General features: G+C 33.9%; 16 protein-coding genes. 10 read left to right on the top strand and 6 right to left on the bottom strand.

The window, feature by feature from the left end; genetic code table 11:
* Window positions 1-300: 300 nt before the first annotated feature.
* Window positions 301-1,377, top strand: coding sequence for a hypothetical protein (locus CVD27_RS22710; RefSeq protein ID WP_101650700.1), 1,077 nt, complete (start codon window positions 301-303; stop codon window positions 1,375-1,377).
* 138 nt (window positions 1,378-1,515) lie between these two features.
* Here CVD27_RS22710 and CVD27_RS22705 read toward each other — a convergent pair whose 3' ends face one another.
* The gene (locus CVD27_RS22705) at window positions 1,516-1,986 is read right to left on the bottom strand and encodes a JAB domain-containing protein (RefSeq protein WP_101650699.1); all 471 of its coding nucleotides are present in this window, start codon (window positions 1,984-1,986) and stop codon (window positions 1,516-1,518) included.
* A 355-nt stretch (window positions 1,987-2,341) separates the two neighbouring features.
* Between CVD27_RS22705 and CVD27_RS22700 the strand changes: the two genes are divergently transcribed.
* Together CVD27_RS22700 and CVD27_RS22695 are read left to right on the top strand one after the other, a co-directional pair.
* Window positions 2,342-3,094 (top strand): methylase, encoded by a 753-nt coding sequence (locus tag CVD27_RS22700; RefSeq protein WP_101650698.1) that lies wholly within the window; start codon window positions 2,342-2,344, stop codon window positions 3,092-3,094.
* The gene (locus tag CVD27_RS22695; RefSeq protein WP_101650697.1) at window positions 3,087-7,400 is read left to right on the top strand and encodes an Eco57I restriction-modification methylase domain-containing protein; all 4,314 of its coding nucleotides are present in this window, start codon (window positions 3,087-3,089) and stop codon (window positions 7,398-7,400) included. The genes CVD27_RS22700 and CVD27_RS22695 overlap by 8 nt, the downstream gene beginning before the upstream one ends.
* 504 nt (window positions 7,401-7,904) lie before the next feature.
* Here the strand turns inward: CVD27_RS22695 and CVD27_RS22690 are convergent.
* Window positions 7,905-8,525, bottom strand: a complete 621-nt coding sequence (locus CVD27_RS22690; protein ID WP_101650696.1) for a recombinase family protein — start codon at window positions 8,523-8,525, stop codon at window positions 7,905-7,907.
* Between the two features lie 596 nt (window positions 8,526-9,121).
* Here CVD27_RS22690 and CVD27_RS22685 point away from each other — a divergent pair.
* Complete coding sequence (locus tag CVD27_RS22685; RefSeq protein WP_101650694.1) at window positions 9,122-9,676, top strand: hypothetical protein; 555 nt, start codon at window positions 9,122-9,124, stop codon at window positions 9,674-9,676.
* On the top strand, window positions 9,669-10,223 hold the full coding sequence (locus CVD27_RS22680) for a hypothetical protein (protein WP_101650692.1): 555 nt from the start codon (window positions 9,669-9,671) through the stop codon (window positions 10,221-10,223). The genes CVD27_RS22685 and CVD27_RS22680 overlap by 8 nt, the downstream gene beginning before the upstream one ends.
* Window positions 10,224-10,565: 342 nt before the next feature.
* Here CVD27_RS22680 and CVD27_RS22675 read toward each other — a convergent pair whose 3' ends face one another.
* The 3 genes from CVD27_RS22675 to CVD27_RS22660 form a co-directional block, all read right to left on the bottom strand.
* Complete coding sequence (locus CVD27_RS22675; RefSeq protein ID WP_180960405.1) at window positions 10,566-11,516, bottom strand: Kiwa anti-phage protein KwaB-like domain-containing protein; 951 nt, start codon at window positions 11,514-11,516, stop codon at window positions 10,566-10,568.
* On the bottom strand, window positions 11,500-12,048 hold the full coding sequence (locus CVD27_RS22670) for a hypothetical protein (protein WP_101650689.1): 549 nt from the start codon (window positions 12,046-12,048) through the stop codon (window positions 11,500-11,502). Before CVD27_RS22670 ends, CVD27_RS22675 begins: the two co-directional genes overlap by 17 nt.
* An 809-nt stretch (window positions 12,049-12,857) precedes the next feature.
* Window positions 12,858-14,483: a DUF927 domain-containing protein gene (locus CVD27_RS22660; RefSeq protein ID WP_101650676.1), complete on the bottom strand. Its 1,626-nt coding sequence runs from the start codon at window positions 14,481-14,483 to the stop codon at window positions 12,858-12,860.
* 834 nt (window positions 14,484-15,317) lie between these two features.
* Between CVD27_RS22660 and CVD27_RS22655 the strand changes: the two genes are divergently transcribed.
* Window positions 15,318-18,131, top strand: coding sequence for a DEAD/DEAH box helicase (locus CVD27_RS22655; RefSeq protein ID WP_101650675.1), 2,814 nt, complete (start codon window positions 15,318-15,320; stop codon window positions 18,129-18,131).
* Between the two features lie 19 nt (window positions 18,132-18,150).
* Here CVD27_RS22655 and CVD27_RS22650 read toward each other — a convergent pair whose 3' ends face one another.
* Window positions 18,151-18,549 (bottom strand): (deoxy)nucleoside triphosphate pyrophosphohydrolase, encoded by a 399-nt coding sequence (locus CVD27_RS22650; RefSeq protein ID WP_101650673.1) that lies wholly within the window; start codon window positions 18,547-18,549, stop codon window positions 18,151-18,153.
* Window positions 18,550-18,846: 297 nt separating this feature from the next.
* On the opposite strand from CVD27_RS22650, the gene CVD27_RS22645 reads away from it, so the two are divergent.
* From CVD27_RS22645 to CVD27_RS22630, 4 genes are all read left to right on the top strand, one after another.
* Window positions 18,847-19,173, top strand: a complete 327-nt coding sequence (locus tag CVD27_RS22645) for a nucleoside triphosphate pyrophosphohydrolase (protein ID WP_101650669.1) — start codon at window positions 18,847-18,849, stop codon at window positions 19,171-19,173.
* Window positions 19,166-21,598 (top strand): DEAD/DEAH box helicase family protein, encoded by a 2,433-nt coding sequence (locus CVD27_RS22640; protein WP_101650667.1) that lies wholly within the window; start codon window positions 19,166-19,168, stop codon window positions 21,596-21,598. Before CVD27_RS22645 ends, CVD27_RS22640 begins: the two co-directional genes overlap by 8 nt.
* A gap of 410 nt (window positions 21,599-22,008) precedes the next feature.
* Entirely contained in the window at window positions 22,009-22,467 is a 459-nt protein-coding gene (locus tag CVD27_RS22635; protein WP_101650666.1) for a hypothetical protein, read from the top strand.
* Window positions 22,468-22,594: 127 nt separating this feature from the next.
* On the top strand, window positions 22,595-23,629 hold the full coding sequence (locus tag CVD27_RS22630; RefSeq protein WP_101650665.1) for a hypothetical protein: 1,035 nt from the start codon (window positions 22,595-22,597) through the stop codon (window positions 23,627-23,629).
* Window positions 23,630-23,696 lie beyond the last annotated feature (67 nt).

Here is a 23,696-nt window from a genome sequence, read left to right as displayed (position 1 = left end):
CATAATCCTACTTCTCGATTTCAGTTACCTCGCCACAATAAATGCACCCCGCCATTATCTAAATTTTTTCTCCTTCCTCGACCTCTGGCTTCATAATTTTTTTACCTCCTGTCTGTGTTTTTCTTACAAACTTTTAAAGAAGGTGATTCAAGAGTTCGCCATTTTAGCGCCTCACGGCTAAGTTGTAAGCTCACGCTTTACAAAGTATTTAAACCACTCACATTATAACGGGAAAATTAAAAATGGCGAAAAATACCATAATTTTTATTTTCCTGCTATAAATTTATTGGGGGTGAATTAATGAACTTAGATAAACTTTTTGATAAATACGAGGAAATAGAATATACGTTAAATGATTTGATAGAATATATGAAGGACATACAATATCCGGATTTAATAGTAGAGGAAAAACAGATACCGCAAGAATTAAAAAAGATAGAAGCTCTTGAAAAAAAGGATATTGCTCCATTAACAGGAGGAGAGAAATCTAGATTGCATGAAAATATAGTAGAATATTACGTTTTCGATAGAGATGAAGACTTTACTCCTCTTATTCCTCAAAAATATGTGTCCTATGAAAAAGAAAAATTAGCGCCTGGTCTTTTTGTTGTAACCTCGGAATACGGAATAAAGGGTCGAAAAGGGGATTATAGATTTACAGAAAAAGTTAATGTTCAAAAAGATAAATCTTATTTTCTTTATGAAAATAATCAATACAGTCAGGTTAATCCTCAAAAACAACAGTGGTTAGATCGCCTAGCAGAGAGGGAAGAACTTCGGAAACAATCTGTTGAATTTATTTATTTTTATAAAGATTTACAGAATGCAATTTGGACAAAAAAATTAAATCCATTTGATAAAGGAAAATTCATATATGGATTTTCTCAAGAAATCAATTCGATGGGAGAAATAGAATTTATTGAAACCATGAATTTCTTTCTAAGGATATCTGAACTGTATTTATTTATTCTTCAATTCTTTGGCTCCATAACTAAAGATGAGTTCAGTTATTTATTAAAAGCCATCGATAGACAAAAAGACCGCAACTATAATTGTTATGAATATATCATGCTAAAAGAGGAAGAACTATTATTTGATTTTGCTAGTGTTTTAAATTTATCAAATGGTGATCCATTTTTCGAAACAAAATTTAAAATGGCTGTGCTTTTAACTCCAAGAGAAGAACGATTAGACATTATAACCACTGCGAATTATCATCAAGGATATGTTTATATCGATGTTGAAAAAGGAATTTGCTACCCGAACTTAGGAGAATTAGATAGACGAATAAACTTGTTTCAACTGGCTGCCAATGCTGAAAGTGAAAGGGAAATCGTTAAAAGTATTATAAAAATAGCCAAACAGCAAAAAAAATAGTTGTAAAATTAAAAACTAAGATTATAATACCTTCAAGGATGACAATTAATTAAAATAGACGGCACTTTTGCGCAATGTATACCTCCTCTAATATTTTCAAGTTATAAAAAAAAGACGGGAAGAAATCTTCTCGTCTTTTTAAATATATCCGTGTTCTTTCATACTGTAAGAATCGGAATCTGAAATAATACAATGATCTAATAATTCAATTCCTAAAATTTTACCGGCTTCATTTAGACGCTTTGTTACCTCTATATCTTCTTTACTTGGTTGGCAATTCCCAGATGGATGATTATGAGCGACAATAATACTTGCAGCGTTTGATAAGACTGCTGTCTTGAACGTTTCTCTAGGATGAACAATGCTTGCATTAATTGAACCCCGATGCGCAACGCTTATATTTGTTACGGTATTTTTAGTTGAAAGAGAAATAACAATAAAGTTTTCACGATCCGCATTTCCTATAAATTCTCTAACCAAATCTACAACATCCAATGGACTTCGAATTGTATTGGTTCGGAATGGATACGTTTTTTCCTTTACCATTTGTAAACTAACTACACTTAATCTTCTCATTCTAGTTTTCTCTTCTTTTACTGCTTGCTGCATTAGAGCAACCTCCTTAAATATTTTCTTGTTTAACTATTAGCTCACGCTAATATCAGTCGCAAGGCTCACACCTAAATTGCGACATTGGTTTAAAGCATCCGAATAATAACGACTTTTTTTTATTTGTGTAAAAAAAACTAAAAAATTTATTCTTGATGCAGTAAATATCAGATATTAGAAGGGATTAAAAAGTGGGAGTAAAGCGATCGTTTATCTGCTGCATGGCGTGAAAACTTCTTGTGGTAAAATTGACCCAATTCACGATGTAATCCTGTATAATAGAAACTAGTTATATTTCCAAGCGAAGTCGTTGCTGATGAGAACGTCAGATTGCTTGTGATGGGGGTATGAGATCATGACTGGTTCATCTGAATCAGCTAACGAAAAAATAATAAAAAGTAAAAAACGTGTCCAAAATCACGGGGAAGTGTTTACACCAATAAGGATTGTAAAGAAAATGCTAGACTTACCTAAAATTCGTGAAGCTTGTCAGAACTTAACATCTACTTTCCTAGAGCCAGCTGCAGGTGAAGGTGTGTACCTAGTTGAAGTTTTGGATAGAAAATTGAAGATGATAGCCAAGAATTACGGTGATGATTTAACACGATATGAGAACTATTCGTTACTTGCATTGTCAACTTTGTATGGTGTTGAATTACTTAAAGATAACGCTCAAAAATGCGTCATGAATATGTTTCAGGTCTATTATGATGCGTATCAGCAACAAGCAAAAGAACATGGTAAAAAAGTGAAAAAAAAGGTCTTAGACAGTGCAAAAGTGATTATCTCTAACAACATTGCACAGGGAAACTTTATAACTAAATTATCTGCAGATGGTAGTCCTATAATTTTTAGTGAGTGGAAACCATCAAAACTCCGTAAAAACTCTAAGACAATTAAGGTTCAACGTACTGAATACACCATTGAGGACATTCTAAATGGCGTAGAGAAAGAAAGCGGAGAGGCTTCAACTCAATCGGTAATAACAGTTCAACTCGATTTGTTCGATGTTGAAGAAGTCTCTAAAATAGAAAAAAAACGAATGAAATACGTTCCTGTAAAGATTACTGATGTCTATAAGGAAGAGATGGAGGAAGTCGATGGATAGAACAATAATTAACCCTTATGAGGAATTGGACTTGAAAATATATGCCTACACCTTACCTGAAGTTCCTTCTCATGAAGGTTACATCAAAATCGGTGATACGAATAGACAAGTCAAAAAACGAATACTCGAACAGATTGGAACAGCGGGGCTTAACCCTAATATTCTTTTTGAAAAGATTGCAAAGCGTTCAGATGGCACATGGTTTCATGATAAGTCGCTTCATCGTTTCCTTCAACAGAATGGGGTTGAGAAAAAGGATTTTAATGGTTATGCAGATGAATGGTTCTATTTTAATGGAACACCCGAAAAGGCAGAAATTCTAACCGACAAGTATATCAATCGTGATTATGATGAAATTCAAATTGATAAAACTGATTCAGACTACTCACTTCGGAATGAACAAAGTAGAGCCGTTCAGCTAACGCTTGATTATTACAATAGTGGACAAGAACCGAGGGAATTTCTTTGGAATGCAAAACCACGCTTTGGGAAAACACTTACTTCATATGATTTTGTAAGAAAAACCAATGCAACAAATGTACTAATCGTAACCAACCGACCTGCTATAGCGAACTCGTGGTTTGATGATTTTAAGAAGTTTATTTCTTGGCAAGAAACAGGAATGAAATTTGTATCTGAAACGGATTCGTTGAAAGATAAGGCATTATCTCGTAAGGATTTCATTGATTTTGTTAACTCTACTGACCATGAGAACCCTTCGCAAATCACTTTTATTTCTCTCCAGGACTTGAAAGGTGCGAAATTTGCAGGTGGTGGCTATGAAAAACTTGAATGGGTTGGTCAATTGAATTGGGATTTACTAATCATTGATGAAGCGCATGAGGGTGTTGATACCGCAAAAACGGACGTGGCTTTCAATAATATCAAGCGGAACTTCACTCTACACTTGTCAGGCACACCTTTTAAGGCATTGGCAAACAACAAATTTAATCAAGACCAAATCTTCAACTGGTCGTATGTAGATGAACAAGAAGCTAAAGAGAATTGGGATTATACAACTGGAAGTAATCCATACGAAAATCTACCAACACTAAGCTTATTCACTTATCAAATGAGCAAGATGATTGAGGAACGAGTGTCTAAAGGCTTAACGTTAGACGATAATAGTAATGTTGATTATGCTTTCGACTTGAATGAGTTTTTTAGAGTTAAAGAAGACGGCAAGTTTGAATATGAAGCAAGCGTGAAAAAATTCCTTGATAACATAGCTTCAGGTAAGTTTCCTTTTGCGACAGATGAACACAGAGGCGAATTAAACCATACTTTTTGGCTTTTACCTCGTGTTAACTCTGCAAAAGCTCTTGAAAAGTTGTTAAAATCTCACCCAGTATTTGGTGAGTATAAGATTGTACTTGCGGCTGGTGACGGAATAAGCGTTGTCAATGATCCAAGCCTTGAAGAAGAAGGACAAGACTACAAGAAGAATGAGAAGAGTTTTGATAAGGTTAAAAAGGCAATTTCTGAAAATGAAAAAACCATAACTTTATCAGTTGGTCAACTTACAACGGGTATTACTATTCCTGAATGGTCTGCGGTGCTGATGCTTAGCAACATAAAGTCGCCTAGTTTATATTTTCAAGCCGCTTTCCGCGCCCAAAACCCTTATGAGTTTGTTCAGGATGGTAAACTTTACAGGAAAGAAAACGCCTATATCTTCGATTTCGCACCGGAACGCACGCTATTACTCTTTGACGAATTCGCTAATAACTTATCAAGTGGTAGCTCGAAAACGGGTGAGGAACGTAAGAAGAAGATTAAAAAGCTATTGAACTTCTTCCCAGTTATTGGGGAAGATGATGAAGGTAATATGCACGAGTTGGACGCAACTGAAGTCTTAACTATCCCTACAAAAATTACTTCAACAGAGGTAATAAAGCGTGGGTTCATGAGCAATCTTTTATTTGCGAATATCGCAGGTATTTTTGGTGGAAATTCACCATTCAAGGAAATCCTAGATAAGATTAAGCCTGAAAAGAATAAGCGATTGACAGATAAAAGAGAAGTCAACGTAACAAAGCCAATGATTGATGATGATGGAAATGTTGATGTTCCTACAGATATTGTTATTAACCATACGAAAGATATTTTCGGAGACGCAATTTATAAGCTTATAGAAACAGCAGATATTCCTGAAATACCTGAAGTTACAACTATCACTACTGAAATAACAGACACTTTAGATAGAGGGTTCAGCAAGTTGAAAGAAACATTCAACTTGAATAAAACTCAAACGGATAAAGCAAAAGATGAGGTAACTTCATCGATTCAAGATGTGGTCCAGAAAAACATAGAAACGTATCACAGTCAACTTAATGAAATCGAACATGAGTTTACGGAACAAATTCAAACCGCTCATGAAGCTCATGACGAATATAAAGTAGACCAATTAAAAAAGGAATTTGAACAGAAAAAGGTTGAAGTTAATAAATCTTTCACTGAAAATCTTAATACAGAAGTAAGCGTAACTGTTGAAACTGCGGTCGAAAAGCAAATTGTCAATGAGGAAGAGAAGAAGAAAAAGACCACTGAAGATGATGTTCGGGATCACTTGCGTGGTTTTGCAAGAACTATTCCTGCATTCCTCATGGCTTATGGTAACAATGATACGACTTTGGCTAATTTTGAAGAAAATATTGATGAACCAACTTTTGAAGAATTAACAAGTATTACAGTTGATGAATTTAGAAAGCTGCGTGATGGCTTTGACTATGTAGACGAAGATGGGAATAACCGTAAGGTGTCTGGTTTATTTAATGAAGTGGTGTTTGACGCAAGTATCAAAGAGTTCTTCAACACGAAGAAAAGATTATCAAACTATTTTGACGAAACGCTTACCGAAGATATTTTCGATTATATTCCACCGCAGCAAACAAACCAAATTTTCACACCAAGAAGAGTTGTGAAGTTGATGGTTGATTTAGTTGCAGAAAATAATCCTGATATTTTTAGTAAATACAATGTTAAGTTCATTGATTTATATACGAAAAGTGGACTTTATATCACTGAAATAGTGAAGCGCTTGAATGAAGGATTGAAAGAACAAATTCCAAATTCCGAAGAACGTATTAAGTGGATTCTCGAAAATCAAGTTTATGCGTGTGCACCAAGTAACATCATTTACAACATTGCGAAAAATTACATTTTTGCTGATGATTTTAAAAACATTTCTGACAAAAATATTGTTGAATGTGATTTAACCAATTATGCAAAAGGTGGTAATTCGCTAAAGAAATTACAAGAAGTTTTTGGAGATGAGAATTTGAAATTTGATGTAATAATTGGAAATCCGCCATACCAAGAAATGGATGCTGGAGCACAAGCAAGTGCTAGCCCAATCTATCACCATTTTGTACGATTGGCAAAAGAACTTAACCCGGAATTAATATCATTTATTATGCCAACACGCTGGTATGTTGGTGGAAAAGGATTAGATGATTTCCGAGACGAAATGTTAAATGACATTCATCTTAAAGAGTTACATGATTGGCTTACACCTGAAGATATTTTTCCTAATACTAATATTAGAGGGGGTGTATGCTATTTCTTATGGGATTCCATGTATAATAATAGAGATAATCTAACTCGAGTTGTAACACATGAAAAAAACACAATTGTTAGTAATACTTCTAGATCATTGAAATATAAAGATTCTGATATCTTAATAAGAGACTCTAGTGCTTTTTCTATACTAAATAAAATTGATTGTAGTGGTAATAACAGCCTGATGGAGTATGTCTCTGCTCGTAATCCATTTGGGTTTTCTACTAACTTTACAAAAAATAGTAAATTTAAAAATGACAGTAATGTTATGAATGAACCAATTAAATGCTATGCTAATAAAGGTATAGTTGGGTATATTGAATTAAATGAGATACGAAAAAATTCAATGTATATTAATAAATGGAAAGTGTTAACACCATATTCTAATAATATAGGAACTGAGTTAAACGATGATAATCTGAATACAATTGTTGCTAGTCCTAATTCAATATGTACTGAAACATATTTAGTAATTGGCGCTGAATTAGAATTAAATGAAAATGGTGCAAATTCTTTAGCTAAATATATGAAAACTAAATTTGTAAGATTTTTGCATAGCTTGGCTAAAAATAGTCAACATGGTACTAGAAATACGTATAGGTTTGTTCCTGTACAAGATTTCGCTGATAATTTAGATATTGATTGGAGTACCCCAATTAATGAGTTAGATCAACAATTGTACAAGAAGTACAACCTAACTTTTGAGGAAATTCAACATATCGAATCGAAAATTAAACCGATGTAAGTAAATTAAAACAGACTAGCACTTGCTAGTCTGTTTTAATTTATACACAATTCCTGCTGTGGCTTAAATCCTTTTGCTTTGATGAAAAGTTAAAATCCATTCTGGACTATTCTGGAACATATTTTGTTTTTATCACTTAATGAAACATGCAAACAGAACATAAAATTTGAAATTATACGTAGGAATCTTGGTTACAAAAATAAAAAAACAGCCTTGTCTTGCTCTGTATTGTGGAAAAGCCAGCTATTCTATATACAAGGTCAGGTAGTATTTTTTTCAAACCCCGCTTCGCTGAAAAAAATCTCCACCCTACCCATGTATATAGAATTTTGAACGGTTTTGGCATTCTCGCCAAGCCGATCAAACCCAAAAACGAGGTTTATCCTCCACCTTGTCAGAGTCTAGTATAACCGTTCAAACCGCTTAGTTTTGTTTCTTAAATAGCGCCAGCCTTCACACCCCAAAAAACAAGGGAGAGAAAAAACAAAACCCAACAAACAAGCCCTATACATTACGCTGGATATTATTTTCTTTTAAATACTCATAAAAAGAGCTACGAGATATCTTGGTGATGCTTATGATTTCTTTTACTGTCTTATTACCTTGCTTGTACAATTCAACTGCATGCATTAAACTATCGTTTTTCTCCGTGTATTTACGCGGTTTCCCTTTGTATTTGCCAGTTGTTTTTGCAATGGCGATACCTTCTTTCTGGCGCTGCAACATTTTTTTTCGCTCTTGTTCAGCTACATAAGCAAGCATACTCAAAAATTGGTCTTCCAATAGTTTTCCTATGCCTCCCATGGCTTTGAATTTTCGGCTATCGAAAATTTCTTGATTAGAAAGTACGACGATATCTGCTTTAATTTTTTTAGTGATTTCGTGCCATTCTTCTTTGATTAAATCATAATCCCTACCCAAACGATCCAAATCATCCAAGTAAAGAATATCGCCCACTTCTAAAGAACCTTTCATAGCTTGATATTGCTCACGGTCAAAATTTTTTCCGGTTGCTTTATCCATAAAAATATTCTTATCTTCAATTCCAAGTTCTTTAAATTTTAGCAGTTGTCGGGTCCAATCCTGTTGCTCCGAGCTGACTCTTCCATAAGCTTTTACAGTCATTTTGAATTCCCCCCTTTTTAAATACTTTTATTAGCTAAAATCCTTTAAATAAATCGGACATCTAAAACGGACACTTTAAGATATTGAATCATCGTTTGAAAATACTGTCCGGATTGGGTGTGCCTTACTGGACACTACTTGGTAATTTCAAGGAAAGAATAAAATTCCTTTTTAGAATAATGTGCTGAATATGGTAACAAGAGTTTCCGAAATTTAATCAAGATAATAACCCAATATATGGAATATAAGAATAATTGTACCCTGAAAGGGTAATTTATTCTATATTATGAAGGATTTCACTTAAACTAAAGTAGCCGGTTAGTGCAAGATAGGAGCATTAACATTAATTCAGAATTAATATTAAAGAAATTGGAAAACCATTTACCAGAGTGTCTGCAATAGAAATACTCATGATTATGATCCAACATCTTTCGATAGGGGTAAATGTAATAAAAGCAAGAAAAAAAAGTTGACTGATATTAATAAGTATCTAATAATTGGAGAGACAAATGATTCCAATTTTTTATTACTTATAGATTTATTATGCATATAATATTGACTAAGGAAAATGGGATTAAAAAGAAAGGGGTATCAAAATGAGCTTAAAAGAATTAGAAGGCTTCTTGAATGACGATAAAAAAGAGGGGGGAGTGGAAATAAATTGGGAAAATCATAAACAAGAATGGTTGAAGTCCCTAGATGAATTTTACACTAATATTCAAACTTGGCTAGCACCGCTTGTTGGAGCGAATTTGTCTCTTCAACTTGAGCCAGATGTTTTAGTGGAAGATAAGATTGGATCATACGAAACAAACAAAATGGTTATTTACATCAAAGGAGAAAAAGTCGTGCTGCAACCAATTGGAACTTTAATCATAGGAGCTAAAGGTCGTATAGACATGATTGGTCCTTATGGTAAAGTAAGATTCATTTACGTTGATAAACGGTCAACTAAACCGAATATTACTGTGAGAATAATTGACTCCGCAATGGAAAAAGCTCTGAAAGAACAAAATCCAGTTGAGGAGAAAAAAGAAGAAGATGTAGAATATGATTGGAAAATAGCAACCATGCCACCAAATATTAAATACATCCCGTTAAACGAAGAAACTTTCTCAAGCCATTTGCTTTCGGTGATTAAATATGCCTAATGGTAGTCATCGATTTTCAGGAGAAAATCAGGAAATCAATGACCTAGCTCTAATGTTTCAGATCAACTATCAAGCAGTTAGTGATTATAAAAGTAAAATTATTAAACAAATTAGAGAGGGTCATGAAGTTCCCGAGGAGTTTCTTTTTATGACGTTTGATGAGGTTGAAATTCAATTTACTAAATTATTGAGAGAGATTGAGAATTCCTTTTGTTTGAACTTAATAGCATCAATAGAAGCCCGTTTTAGAATGGACTATATAGTCCGTGCAACTGATAGATTAAGAGATCAATTGAGTAGGGAATTCAGAAATATATACAGAGAATATGAAGAGAAAGTCGGATTAGAAGAATTGATCTTGGAAAAATGGAAAATTCATTACCCTGAAATTAAGAGTTACATAAGTGCGTATATTGGAGCCTTAAAGTATCGCCATTGGTTGGCGCATGGGCGGTACTGGAAGCCTAAGTTAGGAAGAAATTACGATGCGATTTCAGTATTCCCAATATGCGAGGGAGTCATAGAGAACGTTTCCTTTTGCGTATAACTAGGATTACTCAGACAATTCTTCAAATAAATTAAAACCTATAACATAGAAAATTATCATCTATTGATGTGGTTTTTTTATCCCATAATGTGTGTATTTAATCAATTATCACTTATCAATGCTTTTCTTATATAGGGTATAACTAAAAGAACAAGCAATCCAGTTTAGAAGATTGAGAAATGTTGTACTTAAACGGGTGCTTTACCACAATAACAAATAAAATTAAAAAGCCTAATTTATACAAGTTTTTATACACTACTTACATAAATTAGGCTTTTTTATATTCATACAACATACTGCCATAAACAACATTTTTTAACTGCCAAAAACACCTTTTTATTATTATCTACGTCTTCCTTTTCTTTTTGCAATGCTTTCATATCTCTCTGCTGTGACTTCAGATTGAAGATAATCATCATTTAAAATTTTTAGAAATCTTCTTGAATCTTTCGGTGTAAGATTTATTCTTTGTCCTTGTGGATCTACTTCAATATCTAGTTCGTATTTTTCAATGGTCGTTGCCACTTCATTAAAGCCGTATTTTTCATAAACACCGTTTTTCATAATAGCTGCGAGCTTACGTTTTTGAATGGAATCATTATGAACGAACTGTTGAAGAGATTCATGATCAATAAATGAAAAAGTTTCTCTTATCACGTCTAAGGCTTCACCGAATTTTTCTTCATATTGATCCTCATAACTAAAGATTTTTTCAAAATTGTGGTGTTGTGTAATATATATTTCATCATTCCAGATGAAGCAATCGACATTTTCATCAATTTGAAACACATCATGTTCAATTTTTGAAAACTTGCCGTCTTTGAAAAGGACCGCCTCTTTGAATCCTTTTTTCAGGACTTTTCCCTTGCTGTATTTTCTGAACCATACAAGTTTTTTATCATTCAATTCAATTTTTACTCCATATGCCCATAGACTACTGAATGTTTCAGGATCTGAAGTGAAGGGATCAGAATTATTGTTAATGATTGGATCAAGCATGGTGTTAGCAGCAGAAACAGTATTTAGAGTGATATATTGGACGTATTCATTTGATGAATCATCTATTTCATATTCACGAAATTCTCTGTTTTGGCTTTGTATTGTCGCAAGGTGGTTAATCATAATTTCATTTAATTGCTCTGCGATTTCATGAAGTGTTTCCGCAGTTAACACGTTATATATAAAAGTGTCATTTTCTTTTTTTCTCGTAACCATATAAAGATTAGTTGTTTTATCGACCGCCGGATCATTAAATAATCTTAGCAAAGTGTTAATATCAGTTATTGCTGCCATCCTCATCACCTACATATACGTTATCGTGAATTCTATACAATTTAAGCTTTTTATCTCGTTTGACCGTTGTTTTGGTAATTACGGTGTATTTATCATTGATGTCAAAAATTTTATATCCAAACATAATTAAAATTGGGTTTATATAAAAGATATTTGAATGAATATATACTATTGCTAGCACGAAAATTAATAAAGCAAAAGCAATTGTTTGGTTTAGTTTATCAAAGTTGAAAGATAAAAATGGAATAAGGTAAGTTACAATATAGTTCAGAACATCACTATTTTTATTTATAAAAGTATTCGTTTTTTCATTAATTGGTTGAAATGAACGGACTCTTTTGATTAAGGAAAATAAGATAATATTTGGCATGATGAAAAGAGCAAGCATGATAATCACAAGCCAAAATTTATCATTAGGAATGATATCTTTCGCATTTTCGACACCATTTAGCTTTAAATTTAATATAGCGATAATTAAAAAAAGGGGAGAATAAGAACTTAAAAAAAGGATTAATTTTAACCAATTTCTCATTCTCAACACCCCCAAACTAATTTATATATTTATTGTATCACTTTTATAGGTAATGGATAAGATAGTATTCAATTACTCTCCAAATAATGGACCAGAGCTCAGAATTAAATTCTATTTGAACTTTTCTCTTTGATCGAAAATATACCAGTTTCCGAGAATTGACGCATCCAATTGCTTGAATCATTTTGCAATCGAAATAACAGAATTTATCCAGATTGAAATTATGAATAGCTTGTTTTCCTTTTGGAATCCCTAGAATTAGGTCAATTAGTAAAGGAACGAACCAGCATGACCATATTCCATCCGTCAAAACCGCAGCATAAATCAAGCCAAGATATTGAATCATTATTCGCGCTTCTTTCAGGGAATGACAATATTCCACTAAATGGATTTTTATAAAGGAAGTAAAAATTGTTACTTCTGTGACCGCTCAGAAACATTGTTATGACAGTATTTTGATTTAAAGGTAACAAACGGTAACAGAAAAATAAACATACTGTTACCTTGAAAACCGCTGGGAGAGTAGGGTTGTAGAATAAAAGGTAACAAGTAACAACATTTTAAATTGGAAGTATTCTTGTGGAGAAAATGGTCAGTAAAAATCTTTTATATAAAAATATCATTTTTATATGATACTTTGTTACCGTTAGACAATGAAGCTTACAGCCTGAAAGGATAGCCAGGTAACAAAAAGGTTGCGGAAGGTAACAGAGAGTTGTTACCGAAAACGAGAAACCCTTACGGCTCTAGTAATAACACCGGTAACGAACATCTTGTTACCCGGTGATAAAAAAGACGCACTAGGCGTCTTAAATATTTTTATCAGGATCGTATGAAAAGTCGAATCCCCACTCTTTGAGGATGTCGGGATTCAAAGTATTGCAGCGAATATTGTGCCCATTCTTCTTTACTTGTTTTGAAAGATCGAGGACCCAACCTTTTTCCTTCCAATAATTCTTGATTTCGTTTGCATCTTTACCAAGAAACTGATTGACCGCGTCGACAACAAGACAAAACTCTCCTTTCCGGTCAATCGCAATATAATTAGGCGGCTGCGTGCTGTACCAAATTAAATTACGGTTACCGTCTGCCCGCTCAAGGATTTTGAACAGTTGCTGCTTATTTTTATCAACAGTTGCGTTTTCCAGATTCCGTTTATACAATTCGTCGATGAAAGTTAATTCTAGCCCAAAGTTAAAGAATTTATTCACGAGGACGCCAGCTGTATGAACCACCGCATAATGGGAAGCGAGTGTCTTCGCTACATTGTCGTTTCCAGTAATATAGCGGAATAGCTGTTCCTTCTTCGATGTGTATATTTTCTGTATCCTTGCTAATTCATCCTCGTTCATTTCCTTTAATTTTTCGACGAATACCCTTCCGACCACTCCATAATTTTCTCGCATCGCTTTATAAATCGGGTCGGTTGACGTATCTTCACTTATCGGCGTACCCGTAAGGATGACGACTCGTCTTGCTGTCCCTCCGCTCTCCGTGTAATCAAGCAGACTGCTTTCCCCATTCGAAAGAAGGACGTTTTTCCATGTGCTGTTCGCTTGGAAACCTTTAAGGTTACCCCGCCCTTTCGTTTGACCACCAACGAAGAAATAGACCAATTGTTCGAAGTTGGCAGCATTCTGATTTCTTGCATTTTTGCTATCATCCAACAGGATAGGATAACTGTTCAAGAATTCTGCCTTCCGTTCGATCTGGACAAGATTGTCTGCCCAAGAACCTACAAGTCCAAACTTGCCCCAAACGGTGGCAGCGACTTTCAACAACGTCGACTTCCCTTTACCGGCACGACCGCTGTAATCGATGATAAATGATTCCACATCCAGTAAAGCGACTAGGACGGAAGCAAAGGACCCGAGGATGTAGAAGACATTGTCAGGCACATCCCTTACCTTGCCGAACACTTCTTTTCCCCAAGAGTCGACCGTCCCCATTTCTTGAAAAGCTTCGAGGACTTGTTCAGGTCCTCCTTTAGCTGGCTGCACTTTGACAGCATCATCCAGTATATTTGGATGAATCAGATGACCTTTGATGTAACCAATCCGGCTGGATAAATACCCTTGGGACAATTCGTACTCGTCAATATAACGGTCGAAGTATTGAACCAATTCTTTGCTGTTAACATCTGTTACCGCGAGATCATCATCGGCAAGAAGGATGAGTTCTTTCCGGCTCGAAATCTGAAGAGCGGGGACAATCACGTTTTTCCATGCCCCATGATCATCCCATGAAATTTCGTAGAAGGTTTTCCCTGTTTCGAGGTACTTATACTTCTTCGATAGAATCGGAACCTGACGGCAGATTGGAATCCACACTTCTTTTTTCTTTTCGTACCAAAGCTGGTTACCCATTACACGATAACCAAAAACGATGTCCTGAGACTCACTGAACGTAAAGTCTTTGACTTTAGAAATCTCCATTTTAATTCCCCCTATTTTAAAAGAGGGAACGCCCAAAAATATTTTTCCTTAACTTGAAGGAAAACACAGATTTAGTTAGAATATCATTAATAACAAATTGGTTTTCTTTCAATTCTTACTCTGCAAATCAATGCATTGTTTATTTTCATCGTTTTAAAGTTTCGGGACCCGAGCGTTGGCAGCGCCGGGTTTTTTCATTCCCTTGTCAATTTATTTCTTAAGGAATTTCAGAACTCCTCTTATTAATTTTTTGGGTATCCAGACACGTTATCATTTATACATAAGGTTCATTAGGTTGTTGTTTTAATTTTATAAACCACAGAAACCATTTCTTTTTAAGTGGGCTAATAGGTGCCATGCTTGGTGCCCAAATTTTTAAAAATACAAATCACAAGAAAACACTAGGAATCAAGAAACCTTAATACATCAGTACCTCAGGGTATACCAGGGTACTAGAAAAACAGATGCCAGCAAACTTCAAAACTGCTTGGGGCCTGTGTCTAAGATCTTGCGAGTATAAATTCCACTAATTCCTCCCATATTAATGTTTGTAGCGTAATTAATTAATTTCTTAAAAGTTTTTAATAGTGATTTCTTATTATACTGTTGCAAAATGTTTAGTGAAACCGTTTTGACATTAAGTAAAGATTCTGAAATAAAGAGGAATTTAATAATATAGTCATCTTTAATCAAAATTTTACGGGCTGCTAAATAACGAAGGATCTTCTATTTTATCAAAATAGAGGATCTTTTTATTTATTCATAAATGTAGTAAACTTTTCATATCCAATAATTCACAAAAAGATTACAGATTCTATAGGTAGGGGCAATATAATGGATACGGTTGAAAAAAAGCTAATTGTAAATTCCGACAAAGGAAATCTATTAAGTGAATTAGTATCATCAATGAGTGCGTGTGATCGGTATTATTTCAGTGTTGCGTTTATTAACTTTAGCGGACTACAACTGCTTCTTGATCCACTAAAGGAAGCTGAGAAAAAAGGAATTAAAGGGAAAATCATTACCTCAACTTATCTTAATTTTACGGATGCAAAAGCAATGGAAAAAATAAAAGATTTTTCTCATGTTGATTTAAAGGTATTTGTTACGGATAAAGAGATTGGTTTTCATACGAAAGCTTACATATTTGAATATAAAGATAATTACAAGGTGATTATTGGTTCATCGAATATCACGCAAAGTGCTTTGAAAAGTAATATTGAGTGGAATGTTGAAATTATTACAAAAGAAAATGGTCGGTTTATTCAAGATGTTTTAAGAGAGTACGATAATCTTTGGAACATGAGTGTAGAAGCGGATCAAGATTTTATAAAACGATATGAGGAGTTTCTAAAACGTTTTAAGAATACTCAGAGTACACACCAATTGATTTATGAAAATAAACAATATATTGTTCAGAATAGGATGCAGAAGCGAGCTACCGAAAATTTAGAAAGATTGAGAAGCTTTGGTGAGAAAAAGGCGCTTGTTATTGCTGCGACCGGTACGGGGAAAACCTATATGTCTGCTTTTGATGTGAAGAGCCTTAAACCAAAGAGACTTCTCTTCATTGTTCATAGGGAAGAAATACTGAAAAAGGCAAAAGATACTTTTGAATTGCTTCTTCCAAATGAGGGACTTACTTTTGGTTTGCTAACAGGGAATCATAAGCAAAAAAATGTGGATTACGTGTTCGCTACCATCCAAACTATCTCAAGATGTTTTCATGAATTTGAAAAAGATGAATTTGATTATTTAATCATTGATGAAGCCCATCATGCAACAAGCCCGACTTATCAAGCCGTTTTAAATTATTTCGATCCAAAATTTACTCTGGGAATGACGGCTACACCTGAGCGAAGTGATGGTTATAATGTGTTTGATCTCTTTGATAATAATGTGGCATTAGAAGTCCGTTTACATGAGGCTTTAGAGGACGAGCTGGTTATTCCATTTCATTACTTTGGGATAACAGATATCGAGGGTATTGATTTAAGTAATGTCGATATTGATGATATCGTCGAAATTACAAAGAGATTGAAGGTTAATGAACGTGTAGATTTCATTATTGAAAAAATGAATTTCTATGGGCATGATGGTGATAAAAGAAAATGCCTTGGTTTCTGCGCCAGTATCGAGCATGCTCAGTATATGGCTAGTGAATTTAATAAAAGAGGATATAAAAGTGTTTGTTTACACGGCGGCGATTCATCTGAAAAACGCGAACAATATATTAATAGATTAGAGAATGACCATGATGAGTTAGAATTTATTTTTACCGTTGATATTTTTAATGAAGGGGTCGACATTCCTTCTATCAATACCGTTCTTATGTTGAGACCTACAAACTCACCGATCGTGTTTATTCAGCAATTAGGAAGGGGATTAAGAAAGCATGGTGGGAAAAGCTTTTTAACAGTTCTTGATTTTATCGGGAATCATAATAAGACTTTTCTAATCGCACTAGCCTTAAATGGAAGTCGATACTATGATAAAGAAAGTTTGAAAGTTGCCGTAGCAACTGGTTTTGCCAACATCCCAGGTTGCACCCATATCCAAATGGATAAGATATCACAGGAAAGAATTTTAGCTCAGATTGATAAAGAAAATTTTAATTCTATGAAGTACCTGAAAGAAGAGTACTATGAATTTAAAAAACTCAATCAAGGCCGAACTCCTTTTCTTTTAATGGATTATATGAAATTTGATGGCGCGCCTGACCCGGTTAAATTTATTGATCGTGAAAAAACTTACCTACAATTCGTAGCTAAAGTTGAGAAGGATGATTACCTAAAGAAGCTTTTACTAAGCGATGCATTTGAAGGTACTTTAAAAGAATTATCAAGCAAGCTACCACTTAAGCGAATATATGAATTTGTAGTTATTCGGTATTTACTTGATCACGAGGAAATAAATTTAGAAATCGCAAAGCGTCAAATTTTAAAAATGGTCACTAAAGTTGATGACGACAGTGTGATACATGCTTTTGAATGCTTAAATCAGAACTATTACGACAGTGTTCAACTTAAGAACAAACTCAAATTGGTTCAATATAGCGGTGGAAAATTGGTTAAGACTCCAATTTTTAAAGAGTTATTAACAAAAGATGAATACCGGAAATATATTGAGGATATCGTGAACTACGGAATATTCCGCTACGAAAAAGAATTCAAAAAAGAATATTACGGTGTCCCGCATTTTAAACTTTACGAGCAATATCAAATGGTTGACGCTGCTTTACTATCTAACTATCGTAAAATCCATAGTTCCTTTAGAGGTTCTGGACTTCTTACTAATGGTAATGACTATTTCTTGTTTATTGACCTTCACAAAGAAGAGGATATTAAAGAAAGTATAAACTATAAGGATAAATTTATTGATGAGCAATACTTTCAGTGGCAAACGCCTAATTCTACTTCCCAAAACACTGATAGAGGTCAGAATATTATTCATAATACAAGTCGCGGAATAAAACTTCACCTATTTGTAAGAAAGTACAGAGAGATAGATGGAAAAAATGAGCCTTTCATTTATATAGGAACAGGAGATACTGTCCATTATGAAGGAGAGAAACCAATAACTGTTAAAATTAAATTAGAAAATGAAATACCTTCCGTTTTATATACAGAGTTTATTAAAAAAGTGTAGTCTTCTCAATTTGAGAAGACTATTTTTCTTGGATTAATTGTTTTACAGCAGGTATATCCGCAGGAGCCCATTTAAGCGAATCTAAATTCTCCCTTTTTAACCAAATTAGCTTTGAATGCTCACTTGGTGTTGGAGTTCCTTCTACGATTCTACATTTAATTGAAATTAGATCAATGATGAATGTTTCGTATTCATGGATGAAGCCATTAAAGACTTCTTTAAATGTCGCTATCTTACAACTTAGCTCTTCATCAATTTCTCTTTCTAGAGCTGAATAAATGTCCTCATTTGCTTCTACTTTGCCACCAGGAAACTCCCACCTATTTGGAATGCTCATTTCAGGGGATCTAAGAGCACAAAGAATTTCTTGCTGATCGTTTTCTATAATGGCTGCAACTACTTTTACTTGCTTTTTCATGACTGCCTCCTAAAAATATCTTCCTTAGAATGATACCATTTTTATAAGGAAATATCTCTTTTCGTCCAATCAAAACATGTAATATAATCATCCATTTATCAATTAACGCCTTCGAGTACCATAGAAAGTATAGTTAAAAACTTGAATTATGTATTGGAAAAATAATAACTGTTTTAAGAACATAATTACCGAGGTTTCACAGTTTATAATTAGGCAGTATATTCATCTTAAATACAGATACTTTCTATATTAAATTAGTTATAATAGAGTAAAACCTATTGTTGGAGGTACTTTAACATGACTGTTTATAACAAATTAGTCCGAGACCGCATCCCGGAAGTGATCGAAAACACTGGAAAACAATTTTCCACAAGAATACTAAATGATGACGAATACATAATAGAATTAAAAAAGAAAAGCTTTGAAGAATTAAATGAATACGTCAATGCAGAGAATGATAAAGATGCTATTGAAGAACTAGCCGACTTACTAGAAATTATCCATGCATTGGCTGGATACCACGGAGCATCCTTTGAAGAAGTTGAGAAAGTTCGTCAAAATAAAGCAAAAAAACGCGGGGGCTTCCAGGAAAAAATTTTCTTAATTGAGGTTGAGGATGAGTAAGGTTCAGTTATTTACCAAGGAACTCGGAGTACATTTAATTGATAAAATCGAAGGTGCAGTCACTATTTGTGTGCTTTCATCCTTTGTGATGAAATCCGGGGTTCATTTTTTGAAAAATTCTTTAAAGAATGCAGCTCAAAATGGTGCAGATATAAAAATTTGTACCGGAGATTACCTATACATAACGCAGCCGGAAGCATTGGAAAAGCTGCTTACGATTGATGAACGAATCAAGGTACGAATTTGGAAGAGTAATGGGAGTTCCTTTCATCCTAAAGCCTATCTCTTTCAATCTAATAAACATGACGTTTTGTATATCGGTTCATCCAATCTATCACGATCTGCCTTATACCAGGGTGTTGAATGGAATGTTGGAATTAGTGATGCAAAAGATGTCTTCGAAGAAGCTCAAGCTGAATTTTTAAAACTATTTTATGCGGATCAAACAGTCCCCTTAAATAAAGAAACCCTTGTAGAGTATAAAGAAAGTTATGATGAGTATCATCGAAAGAATCCTAATCTCGCTAAAACGTGGAGTGAACTGGAAGAACTGGAGCTGATGCTCCCAAATAAAAAGGAAGATTCAGAACAGATTGGGACAATCATGGAACCTCCTGCTGAATATGGAGAAATTCAACCCAGGTTTGCTCAGATCGAAGCACTTGAAGAATTAAACAAAACCTTAGAAGAAGAGTACAATAAGGCTCTGGTTGTTATGGCAACGGGATTGGGAAAAACTTATTTGGCTGGGTTCTTTTCAAAAAATTTCAAAAAAGTACTCTTTATAGCCCATAGAGAGGAAATACTTTATCAGGCAAGAGATTCTTTTAGAAAAATCATGCCGGAAAAACGATATGGTATTTATAATGGCAAACTGAAAGAAAGTAATGCCGATGCCATTTTTGCTTCCATTTACACCTTAAGTATGAAGACTCATCTTGAACAATTTAGCCAGGATGAATTTGATCTTATTATCATAGATGAATTTCATCATGCTGCAGCGGATTCTTATCAAAGGGCATTAGATTACTTTCAACCAAAGTTTTTATTGGGAATTACCGCAACACCCGATCGAAATGACAACAAAGATGTTTATGCCATTTGTGATGGAAACGTGGCTTTTCGATTAGATTTCTTAGATGCTATCAATCGGAAATGGTTAGCACCATTTAAATATTTTGGTGTGTATGATGATACCGATTATAGTCAGATCACTTGGTTAGGGAACCGTTATGACGAAGAGGAGTTACTCCAAGCACAATTAAGAGAAGAATTGGCTCTAAAGGTACTTCGTGCATGGGAGGATAAGAAACAGTCCAGAACTTTAGGGTTCTGTTCTTCTATACGACAAGCCGACTTTTTAGCCAATTATTTTAATAAACATGGATATCAAACGATTAGCCTGCATTCCCAGCAGGCCAACGATAACAGAAAACAGGCAATAGCTCAACTTTCAAAAGGAGAGATTGATGCGATTTTTACAGTTGATCTCTTCAATGAAGGAGTCGATATCCCAGCTGTTGATACCCTTTTATTTGTACGTCCTACAGAATCCTTAACAGTTTTCATCCAACAAATTGGAAGGGGACTCAGATTACATTCAGATAAAGAAGCTTGTGTGATCGTAGATTTAATCGGAAATTACCGAAACGCGGATATCAAGCTTAGTCTATTTGATACACAGCCAAGTGAGGGGGGAAAAAGAAATTTTCAACCCACATTGCCCAATTTTTGTGAAATAAACTTAGATTTTCAAGTTATTGACCTGTTAAAAGAAATGTCATTGAAACGGCAGCCAAGAAGGGAAAAGCTTTTTAATGATTATATGGAATTAAAGCGGGAGTTTGGTAGAAGGCCATCCTATTTGGATCTCCATTTAAAGGGTGCATCAGATTCAACGCAATATAAACAAGAATTTAATTCATATTTTGGATTTTTAAAATGGGCAGAAGAATTAAGTGATCGAGAAATAGAAGTTTTTAACCGTTATGAAAATTGGCTGGTGGATGTAGAAAAAACTGGAATGGCCAAAAGTTATAAAATGGTCGTTTTATTAGCCATGCTTAATCGAGGCATATCGAAATGGTATATGCCGATCACACCTAAAGAAATCGCACCATTTTTTCATCGATACCTAATGGAGAAAGAACACAGGAAAATAATAGATTTTTCCGACAAGGCTGCGAGAAAATTATGGAATTATGATGAAAAAGGTGTCAGCAAATTAATTGCTTCCATGCCAATGACCAAATGGAGTGGCAGTTCTAAAGGATTAATTTCATTTGAAAATGAGATATTCAAGTTGAATTTTGAAGTTTTAAGTGAAGATGAAGAAATCCTATTTAATTGGACAAAAGAAATATGTGAATACCGTCTTCATTATCATTTTGAGCGGAAAGCAAACAGCACCCCAACCTTACAATAGGTTGGGGTGTTTTGTTTATAGATAATTAATGCTGTTTAAACTTTAGAAAAAGAATTCATTTTTACACGTAAATAATATTTTTTTCCGCCTGGTGGGAAACCTCTCTAGAAATTATTTCATGTAACCTTAAATTGGTTAAATAATAATGAAGTATATTAGAATTTCAATAGATGGAAAAAATTTCATTACAACGTTATCCATAAAGGGATTTTTATTTTAAAAATATTAAAGAACACTAAAGTACATTAAATAAATTGAAGTAATTCTAGATAAATTGAAGGTAGATTTTGTTATGAACTCATTATTAATCTAGTATTTTTTTATTCTACAAAAATGGTTACAGCTTCCTCAAATGGATATATAATTATTTTGATTAACATATTTTTGGAAAAACAAGGAGTGTTTAACAGATGGGGTTTATGGACAGTTTAAAAGCTAATCTTAAAAATGCAAAAGAAAAGATTGATGAAACAGCAGCACTTGATAGGTCTTTATCAAACAAATTAACTTGTGAGGTTGTAAGTGGAGCTAACCATATCTTTACTAAATTTTTTACAATGGGTAAAACTGCAGATGGTTATGCACTTATAAACAGAAAACATAAAATAAAAATTATTACTTGTATTGATTACTCTGAAACTACCATTGGAAAATCTGCTGGTAAAAAGGTAGCAGGTGCAGTAGTTGGTGGAGTTTTAACAGGTGGCGTAGGGGCAGTAGTTGGAGCATTAGCGGTTGGTAATAATAAAAAGAATACTGTTAAATATGATAAGTTGATAGCAGTAGATGAAAATGGATACACTCACGAAGTAATTTTGAAACCTGCATTAATGCAAAGACAAATTATTAATAATAATTATGTAAATTAGGCCGGTCATTAGATGTAGATTGCTAGGTTTACAGGAGAAGCTCTAATCGAAAAATAGTTAAAATAAAATGATTAACCTTGTATGTGAAAAATGGGTAATATTGTATTAATTGTTCGGAGGAGTTTCTATGATTTCTGAAATAATTTCAAAATATCATTCGCTATCCCAAAATTATCCACACCATAGATTTAAGTCATGGGAACATTGCCACTCTTTTTTCTTCCATCATTATAAAACCTTAAGGAATCAGGAGGTTTTTGATCATGGTAGTTTGCATTTAGCTTTCTATCTTGCAAGTTGGGGGATGTTACGTGGTAGTTCATTTCTTCTGCAAAAAGACTATAAAGTCCATACATACTTTCTCAAAAATATTGTCCTTAATCCTGATTATCATAAGTATTTTACTAAAAGTGATATTGCTTATATAGATTATAAGGATATCGAAGGGATTGACAAGCTTATAACGGATACAAAAAGTGCTTATGAGAATAATATTCATGAAATCAATGGAGATAAGGTTCGAGTTAGTGTAACAAATACGTTAGCATCGAAGATATTACTGGGTGTATTTGGTAATGTACCCGCTTATGACCGGTATTTTAAAGATGCGTTATCTCTTTTTGGAATTAGAGTATATTTTGATGAAAATTCATTGATGGAATTAGCCGAATTTTACAATAGGTTTGTGGATGAATTCCAAGGGTTTAGAGATAATTTTATCCAAGATGGAGTTCATTATACTCCTATGAAATTAATAGATATGTATTTTTGGCAAATAGGGTATATGATGGATCATGCTGAAATGTTTAAAGATGAATTAAAAGAAATTACTAGATTTGCTCAACAATATAAATCAATTAACCGACAAAAAATTGTTAAAAAATCTATACAAAAAACATCCAATAATCCATTAAAGCAAGTTGGACTAACAGATTTGATTCGGAACTATATCTTTCATAAACTCTCTGTAGAAAAGAGGGAAGGGAAAGACTTTCTTGATTTGAGATCAGGTGATATCCATAAGGAAATGGGCTTAATGAACAGAATGCCAGCTGTGTGTAATGCGATGATATCTATTGGAGTCTATCGTTTAAAAATATTAAGTGATACACCAAGCGGGATGAGTTCAACTAAGGTTGTAAGGTATTATTTAAAAGAGTAAGGGTGTTTGAGTTTATTAAAAAAGGGAAAGCTCCAATTATATCCCCCGTTGCATGAGTTTGATTTTG

It is taken from the genome of Neobacillus cucumis (assembly GCF_002860255.1).
GTDB classification, from domain to species: domain Bacteria; phylum Bacillota; class Bacilli; order Bacillales; family Cytobacillaceae; genus Neobacillus; species Neobacillus cucumis_A.
The sequence above is the reverse complement of the archived record's forward strand: the minus strand, read 5'-3'. Positions and strand labels throughout refer to the sequence as shown.

Coding starts and splice junctions, on each gene's coding strand:
- CVD27_RS22710 (WP_101650700.1), top strand. CDS start 301: ATGAACTTAGATAAACTTTTTGATAAATACGAGGAAATAGAATATACG.
- CVD27_RS22705 (WP_101650699.1), bottom strand. CDS start 1,986: ATGCAGCAAGCAGTAAAAGAAGAGAAAACTAGAATGAGAAGATTAAGT.
- CVD27_RS22700 (WP_101650698.1), top strand. CDS start 2,342: ATGACTGGTTCATCTGAATCAGCTAACGAAAAAATAATAAAAAGTAAA.
- CVD27_RS22695 (WP_101650697.1), top strand. CDS start 3,087: ATGGATAGAACAATAATTAACCCTTATGAGGAATTGGACTTGAAAATA.
- CVD27_RS22690 (WP_101650696.1), bottom strand. CDS start 8,525: ATGACTGTAAAAGCTTATGGAAGAGTCAGCTCGGAGCAACAGGATTGG.
- CVD27_RS22685 (WP_101650694.1), top strand. CDS start 9,122: ATGAGCTTAAAAGAATTAGAAGGCTTCTTGAATGACGATAAAAAAGAG.
- CVD27_RS22680 (WP_101650692.1), top strand. CDS start 9,669: ATGCCTAATGGTAGTCATCGATTTTCAGGAGAAAATCAGGAAATCAAT.
- CVD27_RS22675 (WP_180960405.1), bottom strand. CDS start 11,516: ATGGCAGCAATAACTGATATTAACACTTTGCTAAGATTATTTAATGAT.
- CVD27_RS22670 (WP_101650689.1), bottom strand. CDS start 12,048: ATGAGAAATTGGTTAAAATTAATCCTTTTTTTAAGTTCTTATTCTCCC.
- CVD27_RS22660 (WP_101650676.1), bottom strand. CDS start 14,483: ATGGAGATTTCTAAAGTCAAAGACTTTACGTTCAGTGAGTCTCAGGAC.
- CVD27_RS22655 (WP_101650675.1), top strand. CDS start 15,318: ATGGATACGGTTGAAAAAAAGCTAATTGTAAATTCCGACAAAGGAAAT.
- CVD27_RS22650 (WP_101650673.1), bottom strand. CDS start 18,549: ATGAAAAAGCAAGTAAAAGTAGTTGCAGCCATTATAGAAAACGATCAG.
- CVD27_RS22645 (WP_101650669.1), top strand. CDS start 18,847: ATGACTGTTTATAACAAATTAGTCCGAGACCGCATCCCGGAAGTGATC.
- CVD27_RS22640 (WP_101650667.1), top strand. CDS start 19,166: ATGAGTAAGGTTCAGTTATTTACCAAGGAACTCGGAGTACATTTAATT.
- CVD27_RS22635 (WP_101650666.1), top strand. CDS start 22,009: ATGGGGTTTATGGACAGTTTAAAAGCTAATCTTAAAAATGCAAAAGAA.
- CVD27_RS22630 (WP_101650665.1), top strand. CDS start 22,595: ATGATTTCTGAAATAATTTCAAAATATCATTCGCTATCCCAAAATTAT.